Genomic DNA, 15153 nt, shown 5'->3' on the forward strand with positions numbered 1-15153 from the left:
TAAGATTCAATGTAGACTATTGATTATGTATCTTGTTTTTTATTAAATATTACGGTACGTGAAATTTTAAATATCTTTACTAAAAAAGCCCCTTGAAAGGAGCACTTATTTTACAAGATACTGTTCTATTTCTTTTATTAATAGTTCTGCACCTTCTGGGCTTAATGTGATCTTACCATTTGCTAATGCCATGTTACGATTTGACACTTCTCCTGTTAATGCACAAACATGACCAGGCTGATACTTCTGTAAAATGATGTCTTCCCCTTCTACAAAAATCTCTAATGGTGATTTTTCTTTAATACCAAGTGTATTTCTAAGTTCCTTTGGAAGTACTACACGTCCTAATTCATCTACTTTTCTAGTCATTCCGGTTGCTTTCATCTATTATCTTTCCCCATTTCATTATTAATTTGTACCCAAGTTATTCTTGACTATTGTAACAGGATTTCGCCATACATGAGTAACATAAAAATCTAAAAGCCAACGATCATAACAAGTACTTCTTTAACCCTTTGCTGAAAGGAAATACGCCCTTCTTCCATTCTACATCCCCCTTTTCTCTACAACTTTTAATATGTTAAAATATAGAGGAAAGAAATCTGCCAATTTCTTTCCTCGACGGTCACTCATGACTTTGCTCTTTGTTTGCTTTTTGCAAATGAAGAGCTTTTATTTTGCATACTTATACTTGCTTTCTAACATCGCATAACGCAATAGCTTTAACTTTGTCCCTTTTTTCAACGCTTTCCACTCAGATACAGCAATCTTCATTCTTCATTCCTCCATTACTTTGTTATTTATTTAGACTTATAAGTTCCATTTGTAAATTTTTTAATTTCTTTATCACTAAACCCTTTATGGATAGCGAAAATTTCTGGAAAATCCGAGAGACACAAATCAATAATTGGTTATTTTTTCCCATCCCCCGAAAAGAAGGTATAATACATAAAATACCAATTTATAAACAATCAACGTAACAAAAAGGTAGAAGTTTTATATTGTGACAAACGTTAACTTAGCATAAATAGGCACTTACAGCAAAATGAATAATTGATTAAAAGAAGGGATACCTTTGTATTTTAAAGAATTTTATACTTTATTAAATATTTGATAAGTAAGGGGCTTACTGCCAGTTAATATAAGTTTTGCTACTAAAAAAGGAAGTAAATTAGAGTCGATAATGAAGAAAGAAACAAACTTTAACTCATCGTTGAAACCGAATGCACAAAGCAGAAATCTAGTTTCAAAAACTACACATTTTCCTAGTACCTACGTGATTTTTATTTTTGGTTTACTGATTTCCAGGATAGGTGATTCCCTTTATACGTTTGCTCTTCCTTGGATTGCCTATAAGTTAACTGGATCAGCAATAATTATGAGTTCACTTTTTGCTATCGGTGTGTTACCTATTGTTTTATTTGGTCCAATCGTAGGAGTAGTAGTGGATCGTTTTGATCGGCGGAAATTAATGTGGGTTGCTGATGCAGGATGTATTATTTTAGTATCCTTAATTCCTCTCCTGTATAACTTGAGCGTACTTCAACTATGGCATCTATATGCTATTTCTTTTATTTTAGCCGTACTATCGATGTTATTTGACGTAGCGACTATTACAGTAATTCCACAAATTGCAGGTCCATCGTTAACACGAGCCAATTCCGCATACCAAATGGTTAATCAAATTGCTAGTTTAGCAGGGCCCACATTAGCCGGTATTATAATTGCTTTAATGGGTGGGATTAATGCCCTCTGGATAAATGCTATCTCTTTTATGGCTACTCTAGTTGCTGTATTACTATTGCCAAAATTAGAAAAGAAGAAACCTACAGATAGAGCAAAAACGCCATTGCAAACTATAAGGAATGATATGAGAGAAGGGCTAAAATGGTTAATGAATGATCGCCTTAACCTTGCTTTATCTCTTCAAGCAATGGTGGGAAACTTTGGCGCTAGCGCTGTATTAGGTGGGCTTATGTATTATTTACTTTCTACATTAAATCTATCTGCTGAAGAAAGTGGGATTAATTATACTTTAATTGGGGTAGGTGGTCTTTTAGGAAGTATCATTGTTATTCCACTAGAACAACGCTTTCGAAGGGGAATCCTTATTCCAACCCTTCTTGCTGTGGGAGCAATTGGATTGACCTATGCAATATGGAGTGAATATTGGCTTGCGCCGGGCATTTCATTTGGTCTTGCTATGATTTGTAATATAGCCTGGAATACTATTGTAGCATCCGTCCGACAGGAAACAGTCCCCACCGATATGCAGGGAAGAGTTTTAGGATTTTCACGTGTGCTTACTCGTTTGGCTATGCCATTAGGAGCACTAGTAGGTGGATTAATTTCCGATTTTAATCCGGTTGCAATATTTATTTTGGCATCAACTACAAAGGTCATTGAAGTTATTATCTCTCTTACTAGTCCTATTCGTAAATTATGAGCAAAAAGCCAATTTCCCTCACATGCAGGAAATTGGCTTTTTGTTTATCGTGATGTAAGCATTTTTACTTGAAAAACTACTGATGAAACTATAATCCGTTTTTACACGTATCTCGGCTGAATCCCAATCTATTCAGTGTTTAATTGGTATATTTTGTCTTATTCTCCTTTTTCGGGGGATGGGCAAAAACACCCTAATTGTATTATCAGTTGTACTTATATAGTAATATTGAACAGCTCCCTGATAATCTGAATATAAATAGTACTTATGAATCTTATAATCGAATCCATTTTTCTCTAATACCTCATAAAGCTTATTTTTAGTTTCATCCATTACGTCAAAAATCGTTAACTGCTCCATTATTAACAGCCCCTCATTGCGTAAATTTACTAAACTAACTCTAAGAACAAGGTTGTTTCATTATGTTCATTGGTATGCACATTAAAACTTTTCCGGTAGCTTCTAATGCACTAAAAAGCATTCTTTTATATCCTTGATCTATAAAATCTACACTGATTTGACCATGATTCATAATAAATTGAAGATCAGCCATCATCTTTTTAACTTTCCGTTCCATGTAATAACCTCCTCAATAAAGTTATATAACTTATAATATTTTTTATAGAGGAGGTTGCTATATGGCTGTTAATAAAGACAAGTACACTCAAATTTTAGTTACTTTTACAAAAGAACAAGTAGAACAAATAGAAAATTACTGGCATGAAAATAAGCTGAAGAATCGAAATGAAGCAATTCGTCAGGTCGTAGACAAAAGGTTAAGTCGTAAATAATGGCTACCCTTTTTATTTTTCTTGAAAAACCTAAAAACGCATTTAAATCCTCTCTCTCCCTTTACATGCGTTTTTATAACAAATATGACTTATTGTATTGATAATCATATCAAAATCTCATACAACTAAATCTGAAGGTTCATTTTTTAGTTAAACTGATTTTTTTCATGCATTCTTTAAACAAATGAAAAAAGAGCCGGATTTTCATCACAGCTCATGTATGAATTGGTTCTGTATGTGTACATGTTGGATAGTAAGAACAACCAAGAAACTTATTTCCTGTTTTATTTGAATTCCAAAAGTCTGCTACTCTGCCTATTGATAAAGAAAATGAGTTGTAAACTCACTTTCTTTCTTTTTTTGTTTGAAATCGATAACTTTTACCCCACTTGGACTAACATTATAAGTTATTGTTACAACATGATTAGGTGGATTGTGAGCGTTAGTATACGTTCTATATTTAGCTACTACAATAAAGGTGAAGGTATATTTTTGAGAACGCTCAATTTTTATAATCTTTGTATCCGTTAAACTATACTGGTGTTCTGGTCCAAGTTTACTTCGGATAATCTCACTTGCGTAAGGAGCTAATAAAGTATTATAAGAATCATAAAAATCTTTATTAGATATATTTTCTGCCTTTCCTTCTATTGGAGATGTAAATAAAACCATCATTATAACTCCGCAAAATGTCATTAACAGTTTCCATTTAAACATATAATTAACTCCAAACTTACTGCATAATATGGATTAGATTGCGTAAATAATAGAGGATTATTCATTTGCAGTATTTTTAACAGCGCCTAAATAAAAAGAAAAAGAGCTGGATTTTCATCACAGCTCATGTATTGATTGGTTCTGTATGTGTACATGGGGTACGGAAACGATTCAAGGTATGAGGGGCCACTCTGGGAAAATATTCAAATTAATAAGATAAATTTAAACAAGAAACCTATCTGCGGATAGGTTTTTATTTTACAATGAAGATGGTTGAATATTGAAACATATATAGATTCTAGGGGGATTAGTTATGCCTAGTATTCAAGATACGATATATCCAAGAATCAAACATAATCTAAGTACGGAAGATTTAAGGAGTGTATACACGCCAACCAGAAGCGAAATAGAATGGACAAGTTTGAAAACAAAAGGAACATTACAGCAACTAGCGTTACTAATTTTGCTAAAAACTGTACAAAATCTTGGCTTTTTTACACGTATTTCAGATATACCTCCAATCATAATTAAACACATTGCACAGTCCGCTCAATTACCTATCCCTATTGAAACTGAATGGGAAGCATACAGTAAAACACGTACTATAAAAAGACATTATCACTTTGTAAGACGGTATCTAAAAATTCAACAATTTGATCATAATGCTCGTCAAATCATGCTTGATACAATGAAACATATAGCTGGAAGCAAAGATGATCCAGCTGATTTAATTAATGCAGCTATTGAAGAGTTAATACATCAAAGATATGAATTACCCGTCTATAACACTTTTAAAGAAGCGGCTAACGAAATAAGACACAAGTCTTATCGTTTCATTTACGAGCAAGTATATGAATCCTTACAAGAGCAACACTTACAACAAATAGACTGTTTATTTGAAACAGGACCTGACACTTTTTATAGCCCGTGGAATCGTCTCAAAGAAGACGCCAAACGTGCCTCTTTATTTCATTTAAAAGAGTTAATTCTGCATTACGATTGGTTAATACATCAAAAAATACCTGTTTACCTTCTTGAAAGCTTTTCTTCAACCAAAATAAAACAAATGGCTGCTGAAGCTAAAACCCTAGATTCTTATCGTATGTCAGAAATAGAAAAGAAGAAAAGATATACGTTAGCCATCTCATTGGTTTCTGTACAAACATCAAGAATACTAGATAATATTGGTGAAATGCTAATAAAACGTATGATGAGTATCCATAAAAAAGGACGTGAATTTTTACAGGATTATAAAAAACAGACACAAAAACGAACGGATTCTTTAGTAGCCACTTTACAGCATGTACTTATGGCCTATCAAACGGAAGGAATACCTGAAGAACGTTTACAAGCTATCCAACAAGTACTTGGAGATACAGAAGATCAAGTATTACAGGATTGCGAAGATCATCTAGCACTTAGTGGGGATAATTACTATTTATTTTTACAAAAATTCTTTAAAAGTCATCGCTCTACACTATTTAAAATTTTAGAGGTATTTCCTTTACGATCAACAAATCAGGATTCATCTATAGTAGAAGCCATTCAGTTTCTATTATCTCATCAACATACTAGAAAAGAATGGATATCGGTTGCTCATATAAAAAAGATTGGACTGTGGAAAAGAGAAGTGACACCTCTTCTGAACTTGTCTTGGATACCTGATGGTTGGTGGAGATGGTTAAGCCCTAAAAAGAAAAGAGAAGTTGTTCCGGAGGAACTGAATCGTCGGCATTTTGAAGTATGTGTATTTTCACAAATTATGTGGGGTTTGAAATCTGGAGACTTATATATTGAAGGAAGTGAAAAATATGCAGATTATCGAAAACAACTGATGTCATGGGAAGAATATGAAGAGAACCTTGAAGAATTTTGTAATCAATTAAACTTACCTAGTTTAGGTTCAGATTTCACAAAAAAGATACATGATGACCTTCAACAAGTTTGCCATAATACCAACAAATCTTTCCCGCATAATCAACAAATTCGAATTGAAAAAGGGGAAGTAGTAATTGGAAAACTAAAAAAGAAGAAGGTTCCTCCTGAATTAAAAGAGCTTGAAAATTATATTATGTATAATTTAGAACCGATTAACGTTCTAGATATGTTAGCAGACACAGAGTATTGGCTCAATTGGTCACGTTTCTTTGGACCTATTTCCGGGTATGAGGGCAAATTAGAAAATCATGTCGAACGTTATGTAACGAATACATTCTGTTACGGATGTAACTTAGGTCCTACTCAAACAGCTCGTTCAATACAAGAAATAGATCGAAAACAAATTGCTTGGATTAATCAAAGACATGTAACAGTTGAAGATTTAGACAAAGCAATTCGATATATTATTAATGCTTATAATCGTTTTGAACTTCCAAAATATTGGGGAGATGGAAAAAGTGCATCTGCAGATGGAACGATATGGAGGTTATGGAGGCATTGGATATTATCATGTTTCCGACACATATATTGCTTTATTTAGTAATTTTATTCCTTGTGGCGTTTGGGAAGGAATACATATATTAGATATTTTGATGAATGAAAAGGTAGATATTCAACCGGAAATTCTGCACTCGGATACGCAAGGACAAAGCACCACAGTCTTTGGTTTAGCTACTTTATTAGGTATTCAGTTAATGCCTCGCATTCGCAATTGGAAACACTTAAAGTTATTTCGCCCCAATACACAAGACAATTATGAACATATTGATGAACTATTTTCAGGAGAAATCAATTGGAGTATAATTGAAAATCACTACCCAGATATGCTTAGAATCGCGATGTCAATCAAAGCTGGTAAAATTACTCCATCTACTATATTGAATACACTAGGCACATACAGTAAGAAAAATAAATTATACCAGGCATTTTGTGAATTAGGCAGAGCTATTAGAACGATGTTTTTGTTACAATTCATGTCTAATGAAGAATTACGACGTACTATTCAATCTGCTACAAACAAATCAGAAGCATTTAATGGATTTACAAAGTGGCTCTTTTTTGGTGGGGAAGGCATTATTTCTGAGAATGATCGTGAGAAACAGAAGAAAATTATTAAGTATAATCACCTAGTTGCTAACTGTCTTATTTTTTATAACGTATTTTCCATGTCTAAATTACTTCACGGGTACGAGAAACAAAAAGAAGGATTTAATAAAGAGTTGATTTGTTATTTAAGCCCCTACATGACAGCACATGTAAATCGATTTGGAAAATATCATATTGATTCAAATCGCGAACCTGGAAAACTACCATCCGATCTTTCGCTGTTTTCAAAAGATATGGTATTTACTTAAAAATTGTATACTAAAAACCGTAGGAATCAATTATTGCTACGGTTTCAATATTAAAAATTATTAAATTTTCTTAATTGGGACAGATATCAAGTTAAACCTGGACTAGAGTATGTACATTAACTTGAGCACCAAATAAAGATGCACCTTCTAGAAAGAGAATATCCTCAACAACCCCATCTAGTATTAATTAATATTTTCTAGTGCCGAAATATCACAATATTTTAGAGTAAATGACTTTAGAAAAGAAAGTACTTCTTCCGTTAAAATAAGATCTCCTCTAGGTGTTAAACAAAATTGATGCCCTGACCACTCGCTATAATTTCCATTTTCATAATTTACTGTACCTAAAGGAATGAGCCTCCAAAAATCCGGTAATTCTTTATTGGGATATAATTCCTGGAATTCCTCAGAAAGACTAATTAAGCATTCTTCCAATCTAAAGTCTTTCAATTCGCTAGATAATAATGCGTTTTTCAATTTCTCGGAAACAATAAAACAAGGTGTAGATTCTAACAAATCATCGCCAAGCCATCCATAGAATTCATAATGTAAAAATTGAACTTTTCCTGAAATTCCTTCTGCACCAATGCTCTTTTCATTACCATAAACCGTGTGTTCCCCATGTCCACCAGCTACTTCAGGTGATAATAGATATAAATTCATAGTTTTAATCTTCCTTTTATATTATTTATTTACTGGAGGTGTAAATTTATCTCCATATCTTTTATCTAATTCTATCATATAATCAATCACTTCTTTTTTTGCTGGATTAGGATGTGATTTGTAAAATTCATTCCAATCTTTTCTTATGCTTGATAAATGTATTTCATTATTTATTTCTTTTGGTATACCCCTTAAGTTTTGGATATCATGAATTTCTGCTTCAGTAAATAGATTTGGATATTTCTTTAGTACTTGTTGTTCAACTGCATGATGTACAACCACATTACCTTTTAGTTCTGGATATTGATCAAAAAATGTTTTTCTATAATTTTTAGAGGCTTTTTCAAGATTTTTAGCTTTATTTTCAATATCAGCTACTGTTCCTACTACCTTACCAATGGTCTTTACGGTTCCACCTGTAGCAAGAGTTACGATACCCATGACATAATCGGATGATTCATATGGACGATCTGTACCTAGCTCTTTTCCTTGCCACATTTGAATAACTTCTTTTGGTACGTTAAGTATAGGGACAAAGTCTAAGGATGTTGTCATGAATTGATTAGCAGCATTTTGACCAGCTATAAACTCATCGTATTTTTCCGGTGGAACACCAAGGTCATATAAAGCGTTACTTAAATCAATATTCCCAATATTTCTAGCTGCTGCAGGTATATCAATCTTATGACTTGCTATTCTATTAGCGGAGTCCATAAATGTATTTGCAAGATCTAATCCCATGTTGAAATCTGTGAAAAATCCTGGAACTTTCGCATCCAATGCTTGTAAATCTTTCGCAATGATTGGAGCGTTTTTTCTTGTTACTTGTACAAGTTCCTCCATCCCAGGTTTCGCTTCATCTATAGAATGCTTTAGGCGAATCGAACTATTTACGACTGGCCCTAAATCCTTAATTGCACCAGAAAGTCCTTCAGCTAGCTTACGATGATTCTCTTCGATTTCAACTGTTGCTTTAGCAAGAACATCTAAAAAGTCTGCAGTTTTCCCAGCAACCACATCTAATGCTTGATAATATCCAACATAGGTTTGATAAAGGGATGTATAGTATTGCAAGATAGATACATATACATCAGCACTAAATCCCATCCACTCTTTTCCGTACGCTAAAGCATCTTCTCTCGTATTTCCAAGCAGTTTAAATAGCTCTTTTCTTTGAGTGACTGTTAAATTTTTAATGTCACCTTTCATTGCATTCACTAATTCTTGCAACTTATCATGTGCTTCCTTTATTACTTGCATTTTATGCTGCACATCTTTTTTCTCAGCATCTAAATCGTTAGAAATTTTTCCCCAGAGTTCAACATCATCCAATGCACTTTGCTCTGCCTTTTCCATCGCTTTGAATGCATCATTCATTAATGTTTGATCATTTTTCAAATAATCAAATACACCTTGAAATATTTTTAATTTTCCATCTAGTAATGTCAAAGGATTTTTTGCTTCCTGATCAAAAATAATAGCATCATGGATACGTACATATCCTTTTACTCCTTGATAATTGACCTCATACCATGAACCGACTTTTCCCGTTACTTCTATCACTTCACCATTATTCACACGTTTTGCACGCAATACTTTCCCTAAATCTGGCTCAGGATATACTTTTTTAACAAGGGATTCTAATGTAATCCAGCCTTTAACCATTTCCCCGTCTTGATTAAAGGAGAATTTCTTATCTTTATACGTAAAGTCACCTGTTTGTAACGCACCATTTGGATGCAGTAAATACCAATCGTATTCTAATTTCATCCATCCGCTTTTTGCTTCATGCGTGTCATCAAAATAATAGGGTTTTCCCTCAAAAGTATGTAATCCACTTGTTAACCAACCAAATTCATTAAAATAATACATTTTGCCATCAATATATTGTACACCTGTTTCCATCACACCTGATGGACTAAAATAAAAAGTTTTGGTTCCTTGTTGAGACCATCCCGTTTTTATAAATCCATCTGTCCCAAAATAATATTTTTTGCCATCAATTGTTTGAAAATCTGTTACACGTTGGCCATCCTTTCGATAATAGGTCCATTTTCCATCTTCTTGTATCCAACCTTGTTTATGATCTAATAAAATATCCGCTTTAATTTTATCAATAAAATCATATCCATTCGCTAATGCATTGACATCACTATCTAATTGTTTTTCAAATTTCTTAATAATATTAGGAGGGAAATATTTTTCTGGATCTTTATGATACTCAGTCATCGTAAAATGGGAAAGGTTTGCTGCTTCTTTTACCACATCCCAAGAACGAACAGGTGATTCTCCTATCACGACTGATTCAAAAATCCGAACGTATCCAATTTCTCCTTGATAATTGACTTGATACCAAGGGCCTTGTTTTCCAATTACTTCAAGAATATCCCCATCTTTTACTGGCTTTGATTCAAGTAAAAATTTTGTTTCCGGTTTTGGATATACTCTCTTAATCTTAGAGCGTAAAGTAACCCAGCCTTTCTCCATTTCTCCATATTTATTGATTTCAAATTGCTTACCTTGATAAGTAAACGGACCTGTTACATATTTTCCATCTTTTATATAACTCCATGCTGTGGCAGAAAAACTCCAGCCATTTTGTAATTTTCCAGGAGCATCATAATGAATCCATTCAATCCAACCATATGGATTATCCCCTTTCTTTGTCCCACTTAGAAAACTACCATCCCCTCGAAATTCATATTCTACCCCATCTAAGGTAATATTTTTTGTTCGTTTACTGCCATCTTTTTCGTAATAGTACCACTTCTCATTTTCTTTAACCCAACCTACCTTATTTAAAACTTCAGCTGCTTCTGTAAATGTTGGTGCATACGTAGAAAATAATAAAAATAATGATACTATAAGTCCTATAGCTTTCTTCATGCTCGCATCTCCTTATCCATTCGTTTAAAAACCTTTTAATTATATATTAGATTTCATTACTATAAATATAATGAAGATGGATATGCATAATTGCATATCCATCTTCTCAATAGAGCGTACCCTATTGAGAAGAAATCCTTTCCTTGATATTATTAGTCTCAGAGACTCTCAATAACACTTATCAAAAATACGTTTGAAATGAGGAGAAACATGGTCTATGGATACGCTCGTGTAAGTGCACAAGATCAAAATCTAGATACACAGATTGAACAGCTCATGAAATATGGAGTAGATGAAATTATTAAAGAGAAAATAAGTGGAGTAACAAAACAAAAGCCAGAGTTAGACACTATACTGTCAAAACTAATTACTGGGGATACTTTGGTCGTAACTAGAATGGATCGTTTAGGTCGAAATACCATTCAGCTATTACAGTTAGTAGAACAACTTCAAGAAAAGGATGTTCACTTCGCGATTTTAAATTTAGGAATAGATACGAGAACGCCAACAGGAAAATTCTTTTTAACTGTCATGGCTGCCTTTAGTGAACTTGATCGAGAAATGATTAAAGAAAAGCAACGTGCGGGAATAAAGCTAGCGAAACAAAAAGGAGTATATAGAGGAAGATTGAAGAAATACACGGATAAACACCCAGGTATGAATCATGCGATTGAATTACGGGAGCACACCACTAAAACAGTGAAAGAAATATGCCAAATTACAGGTGTGAGTCAGGCCGCCCTGTATCGTAGATTAAAAGAACTTGAATAAAGTTCTTTTTTAATTTGTAATTAAATCCCAGAGTGGCCCCTCATACCCAGAATCGTTTCCGTACCCCAATTACTCCTCACCAAGAAGAAACGAGAGTTGAGTGAATATAAAGCGATTTATATCATCAAAGATTATTTTCCACTTCTTTATCAAGCTTTACAAAAAGACACTCAAGAGATATCAAAGATATTACTTCGTTTATTCAATCTTCTACAGAAAAATGGGCGAAAATCCCATAGGTATGAGAAGAAAACAGTCTTTGATATCTTAGGCGTCGTATACAACTTTTCTATGTCCCACAATCAAGTAGCGTAATCTAAAAAAATTATAACCCGATAGGGTTTATTTAGTATGCAAATATTTAAAGAACTTACACTGGACCTTTAGAAAAAAGAAATAATCTCACGTGAGAATAAACTTATATAATCTTAGCTTGATGGGCATGTGGTGCTACCCCGAATACTATCCCTCCACAAATTGAGGAGCTGGAACAAGACTTAAAAGCGTTAGATGATTTTCGAATAAAGTGTAGGTAACATTAGGAGTATGTGGGGTAGCGTCACATGCCCATCAACTTAAAAATATTAACTACCCTCAAGAGTAAAAAATGCCATCCTTTCCTATGATTCTACAGAAAGAATAGCGTATTTTTTATTTTAGGGGGCATTTCTTTTTATTAGCTTTAAGCGATGTGGTGCTTTCCCTATGTAAACTGTAACTTCATTCACCTTTATTAATATTATTATATATACATTCATTAATTAATATATCGATGTCTTGACTTAAATACAAAACTTGCTTATGGGTAAACCCATACTTCTCTACAAGTTTAATTAGTTCTTGTTTCTTTGATTCAATTAGTTTTTGTAAATCTCTCATCTCCATCTCTTTAAAAACTCCTTTAATACTATTTAGCAGTTAAATTATAGTATAAATATAAAAATAAGGGAACTGGTAATTTTGGTAATTGAGATTTAAGGTAGAATTATATATATAAGAATCTATATATGCAAAATTGTATTTAAAATCTTCTATATTGATGTTATACTAAGATTAATCGAGAAGCATCTAATTAATTATGATTAATCACTACATTTTCTTAAATAGCATGTCAACGTATAAAAAGACACTTTAAGTAGTGTCTTTTTATACGTTTTGGCCCCTAATACTAGGGTAGAACTAACACATAGTTATAAACTGTATAGAATCCCCTATTGTATGTTGTTTGCTTTTTTTATTATTATTCTGGTACGTGAAATTATAATGATTTTGTTTGTTTTTTTGTCACTTTTAAAAATTAATATAGCATTCTATATAGATTATATGGTAATATATAAGTAGAAAATTTGTTACCATTGTTTATACTCTATTGTACGTAGCGTGAAGGACAAACCTTACGCCCAGTTAACTCGGGCGAGGTTTGTCCTTTTTTTTATTTTAAGGAGGAATTTACTATGAAAAAAATGTATAAAATCGGAGCAGTTGTAACCACCCTATTCGTTGTTTGTATCACGATCTTCACTTTAACAAAAAATGAATCCGTCAAAACAGAAACTGTAACACCAGAAAAAGCAATTGTATCTGCTGTAGATGCAGAAAGAGCACCAAAAAATATAAAAGATATTTCAAAAGAAGAATTAAAGCAAAAAATAGAGTCTCAAGACGAGTTCATTGCCTATTACTATCAACCAGCGTGTCAATATTGTAAAAAAGCTGCCCCAGATATCAATAGCATGTCGCAGAAACATGATAGAACCATTTACCGTATTGATATCTCTACACCAGAAAATCAAAGTGCATTCCAAGATTTTAATATTCCTGGTACTCCTGTAGTTGTGGCTTATAACAAAGGACAAGAGGCTGAACGCCTTGAAGGAGCAGTGTCAGCTGCGACATATGATGGATTCTTTGCGAGACGTAATTCGAGCGCTAGTTAATATAGTGCTCGTTTTTCTTTGTAAGAAAGGAGAATTTACATGCAACAAAACGCCCGTATTTATTCTTTAGACATAATAAGGGGTATGGCCATACTATGTATCCTATTTGCTAATCTACCTACTATGACAGGACTAGATTCCTTTAATCAAGCAGGTTACTCCGGTATAGATAAAGTAGTTCGTTTTCTAGTAGATTTACTGATATCATCAAAGTTTTATACCATTTTTGCATTCTTATTCGGCGTGGGATTTTATATCTTTATGAGAAATACAGAAAAAAAGGGGTATCCCATATATATACTATTTAGTCGTAGGTTATGTATTCTATTACTATTTGGTGTAATTCACTTTATCTTTCTGTGGTATGGAGATATTTTACATGCATATGCTATAGCAGGTTTTGTTCTATTGTTCTTTTATAAGCGGTCTACTAAGCTTATTTTTATAACAGGTTTTAGTTTTTTACTAGCTAGTTATACTCTACATGTTATTTTATTTTTACATGCAAGCCCTTCTATTCCTGAAGAGATACCAAAATACTATCAATATATGTTTACAGGCAACACTACTAATCACACAGTGAATCTATTTTTAAATTATTTACATCAAATAAAAGCTCGTTTGTTCTTTCTTATGACACAGGAATTTCAGCAACTTCTAATAGGGATCCCGGAATATATTGGGTTATTTTTAATAGGTTTATGGGCTGGAAAAAAGAATATTTTTAGACGCGTATCGGAACTCAGAGGGAAAATTCAAATTTTACAGTGGAGTTCGCTATTCCTATCATGTCTGCTCTCCCTCCCTATCATCTATTATTTTATAGAAACAGATGTCTATTACTCTAGCCATATCCAGCTATGGATTCTTTTTGGAGGAAAAACGCTAGCTATATTCTATATTTGTTCTCTACTTTTAATTTGTGAGAAAAAAAGATATATAAAGTGGCTATCCCCCCTTATGAACGTAGGTAAATATGCTTTAACAAATTACATAGCCCAAAGCATACTAACACTTATCATTCTTTCAGGATGTTTTCAGGATATCTCACACTTATTTTACTGGCAGCTATGTATCTTTGGACTTCTTATTTGTATCGTACAATGTATATTCAGTACACTATGGAGTAAGTATTTCCGATATGGACCTATCGAATGGCTATGGAGAAAATGGATTTATAAATGGGGTACCGCCACATTGCTATCAAGCTAAAAAAATAGGTCACCCCCAAAACGAAAAAATATGTTAAATGCCCATAGATAACTATCTTATATTAATTACATAACCTAGTGTGTGATATAATAATATAAAGATATTATGTTTAAAGGGGGGATTCAAATTGGTTAAAAACTTACCTTTACTAATAGTGATTTTAATACTAGGTGTAAGTTCTTCTACATTAAGTACGAACGGATACTTTTCTCCAGTTATAGAATGGTCTTTAATGATTATAAGTATTATTTTAAACATTACTGCAGTGATAGGTTTATCACTACACGTCCTTGTATATCAGCCTATGAAAAGATTTGAAAAAAATTTAAAAGAGACCTTCAAATAAAATAATTATATTTGAGGTAACACCACATCGCCATCGAGCTAAAAAAATGTATCCATAAAAAGAAAAAATACGCTATTCTTTCTGTAGAATC

12 protein-coding genes and 4 pseudogenes are annotated in these 15153 nt (G+C 33.0%); 8 read left to right on the forward strand and 8 right to left on the reverse strand.

The features are described from left to right. Positions 1-105: 105 nt before the first annotated feature. Entirely contained in the window at positions 106-384 is a 279-nt protein-coding gene (locus MHH59_RS30395; RefSeq protein ID WP_340853717.1) for an AbrB/MazE/SpoVT family DNA-binding domain-containing protein, read from the reverse strand. A gap of 799 nt (positions 385-1183) precedes the next feature. Between MHH59_RS30395 and MHH59_RS30400 the strand changes: the two genes are divergently transcribed. Further along, positions 1184-2446: an MFS transporter gene (locus tag MHH59_RS30400; RefSeq protein WP_340853719.1), complete on the forward strand. Its 1263-nt coding sequence runs from the start codon at positions 1184-1186 to the stop codon at positions 2444-2446. Positions 2447-2578: 132 nt separating this feature from the next. On the opposite strand, the gene MHH59_RS30405 is transcribed toward MHH59_RS30400, so the two are convergent. Both MHH59_RS30405 and MHH59_RS30410 read right to left on the reverse strand, forming a co-directional pair. Further along, positions 2579-2806 carry a hypothetical protein gene (locus MHH59_RS30405; RefSeq protein WP_340853720.1) on the reverse strand — a complete coding sequence of 76 codons (228 nt, stop codon included), beginning with the start codon at positions 2804-2806 and terminating at the stop codon, positions 2579-2581. A gap of 29 nt (positions 2807-2835) precedes the next feature. Beyond that, positions 2836-3023, reverse strand: a pseudogene (locus MHH59_RS30410) (hypothetical protein). A gap of 61 nt (positions 3024-3084) precedes the next feature. Here MHH59_RS30410 and MHH59_RS30415 point away from each other — a divergent pair. Beyond that, complete coding sequence (locus tag MHH59_RS30415; protein ID WP_340853721.1) at positions 3085-3237, forward strand: hypothetical protein; 153 nt, start codon at positions 3085-3087, stop codon at positions 3235-3237. Positions 3238-3451: 214 nt separating this feature from the next. On the opposite strand, the pseudogene MHH59_RS30420 reads toward MHH59_RS30415, so the two are convergent. After that, positions 3452-3532: pseudogene (locus MHH59_RS30420) on the reverse strand (restriction endonuclease); the annotation flags it as partial. A gap of 20 nt (positions 3533-3552) precedes the next feature. Next, positions 3553-3954: a DUF3888 domain-containing protein gene (locus MHH59_RS30425; RefSeq protein WP_061660631.1), complete on the reverse strand. Its 402-nt coding sequence runs from the start codon at positions 3952-3954 to the stop codon at positions 3553-3555. 313 nt (positions 3955-4267) lie between these two features. On the opposite strand from MHH59_RS30425, the pseudogene MHH59_RS30430 reads away from it, so the two are divergent. After that, positions 4268-7247: pseudogene (locus MHH59_RS30430) on the forward strand (Tn3 family transposase). A gap of 183 nt (positions 7248-7430) precedes the next feature. Here the strand turns inward: MHH59_RS30430 and MHH59_RS30435 are convergent. Both MHH59_RS30435 and MHH59_RS30440 read right to left on the reverse strand, forming a co-directional pair. Then, positions 7431-7910 (reverse strand): hypothetical protein, encoded by a 480-nt coding sequence (locus tag MHH59_RS30435; RefSeq protein WP_078176714.1) that lies wholly within the window; start codon positions 7908-7910, stop codon positions 7431-7433. A gap of 21 nt (positions 7911-7931) precedes the next feature. Continuing rightward, on the reverse strand, positions 7932-10796 hold the full coding sequence (locus MHH59_RS30440) for an S-layer protein (RefSeq protein ID WP_131829210.1): 2865 nt from the start codon (positions 10794-10796) through the stop codon (positions 7932-7934). A gap of 210 nt (positions 10797-11006) precedes the next feature. Here MHH59_RS30440 and MHH59_RS30445 point away from each other — a divergent pair, with 210 nt between their 5' ends. Together MHH59_RS30445 and MHH59_RS30450 are read left to right on the forward strand one after the other, a co-directional pair. Next, positions 11007-11567 (forward strand): recombinase family protein, encoded by a 561-nt coding sequence (locus MHH59_RS30445; RefSeq protein ID WP_078176713.1) that lies wholly within the window; start codon positions 11007-11009, stop codon positions 11565-11567. A 66-nt stretch (positions 11568-11633) separates the two neighbouring features. Further along, a pseudogene (locus MHH59_RS30450) lies at positions 11634-11882 on the forward strand (IS4 family transposase); the annotation flags it as partial. Between the two features lie 405 nt (positions 11883-12287). Here MHH59_RS30450 and MHH59_RS30455 read toward each other — a convergent pair. Next, positions 12288-12452 (reverse strand): aspartyl-phosphate phosphatase Spo0E family protein, encoded by a 165-nt coding sequence (locus MHH59_RS30455; protein ID WP_002166777.1) that lies wholly within the window; start codon positions 12450-12452, stop codon positions 12288-12290. Between the two features lie 569 nt (positions 12453-13021). On the opposite strand from MHH59_RS30455, the gene MHH59_RS30460 reads away from it, so the two are divergent. The 3 genes from MHH59_RS30460 to MHH59_RS30470 all read left to right on the forward strand — a co-directional run bounded on the left by MHH59_RS30460 (position 13022) and on the right by MHH59_RS30470 (position 15062). Beyond that, a complete protein-coding gene (locus MHH59_RS30460) occupies positions 13022-13504 on the forward strand; it encodes a thioredoxin family protein (protein WP_002166778.1) in 483 nt (160 codons plus the stop codon). A 39-nt stretch (positions 13505-13543) separates the two neighbouring features. Next, a complete protein-coding gene (locus MHH59_RS30465; protein ID WP_113937441.1) occupies positions 13544-14716 on the forward strand; it encodes a DUF418 domain-containing protein in 1173 nt (390 codons plus the stop codon). A 127-nt stretch (positions 14717-14843) separates the two neighbouring features. After that, complete coding sequence (locus MHH59_RS30470; RefSeq protein ID WP_000240392.1) at positions 14844-15062, forward strand: hypothetical protein; 219 nt, start codon at positions 14844-14846, stop codon at positions 15060-15062. The last annotated feature ends 91 nt before the right edge of the window (positions 15063-15153 follow it).

It is taken from the genome of Bacillus sp. FSL E2-0195, from assembly GCF_038003645.1.
Lineage (GTDB): Bacteria > Bacillota > Bacilli > Bacillales > Bacillaceae_G > Bacillus_A > Bacillus_A mycoides.

Bases quoted from the DNA above. Each gene is read 5' to 3' on its own strand.
- MHH59_RS30395 (WP_340853717.1), bottom strand. From the start codon at position 384: ATGAAAGCAACCGGAATGACTAGAAAAGTAGATGAATTAGGACGTGTA.
- MHH59_RS30400 (WP_340853719.1), top strand. From the start codon at position 1,184: ATGAAGAAAGAAACAAACTTTAACTCATCGTTGAAACCGAATGCACAA.
- MHH59_RS30405 (WP_340853720.1), bottom strand. From the start codon at position 2,806: ATGGAGCAGTTAACGATTTTTGACGTAATGGATGAAACTAAAAATAAG.
- MHH59_RS30415 (WP_340853721.1), top strand. From the start codon at position 3,085: ATGGCTGTTAATAAAGACAAGTACACTCAAATTTTAGTTACTTTTACA.
- MHH59_RS30425 (WP_061660631.1), bottom strand. From the start codon at position 3,954: ATGTTTAAATGGAAACTGTTAATGACATTTTGCGGAGTTATAATGATG.
- MHH59_RS30435 (WP_078176714.1), bottom strand. From the start codon at position 7,910: ATGAATTTATATCTATTATCACCTGAAGTAGCTGGTGGACATGGGGAA.
- MHH59_RS30440 (WP_131829210.1), bottom strand. From the start codon at position 10,796: ATGAAGAAAGCTATAGGACTTATAGTATCATTATTTTTATTATTTTCT.
- MHH59_RS30445 (WP_078176713.1), top strand. From the start codon at position 11,007: ATGGTCTATGGATACGCTCGTGTAAGTGCACAAGATCAAAATCTAGAT.
- MHH59_RS30455 (WP_002166777.1), bottom strand. From the start codon at position 12,452: ATGGAGATGAGAGATTTACAAAAACTAATTGAATCAAAGAAACAAGAA.
- MHH59_RS30460 (WP_002166778.1), top strand. From the start codon at position 13,022: ATGAAAAAAATGTATAAAATCGGAGCAGTTGTAACCACCCTATTCGTT.
- MHH59_RS30465 (WP_113937441.1), top strand. From the start codon at position 13,544: ATGCAACAAAACGCCCGTATTTATTCTTTAGACATAATAAGGGGTATG.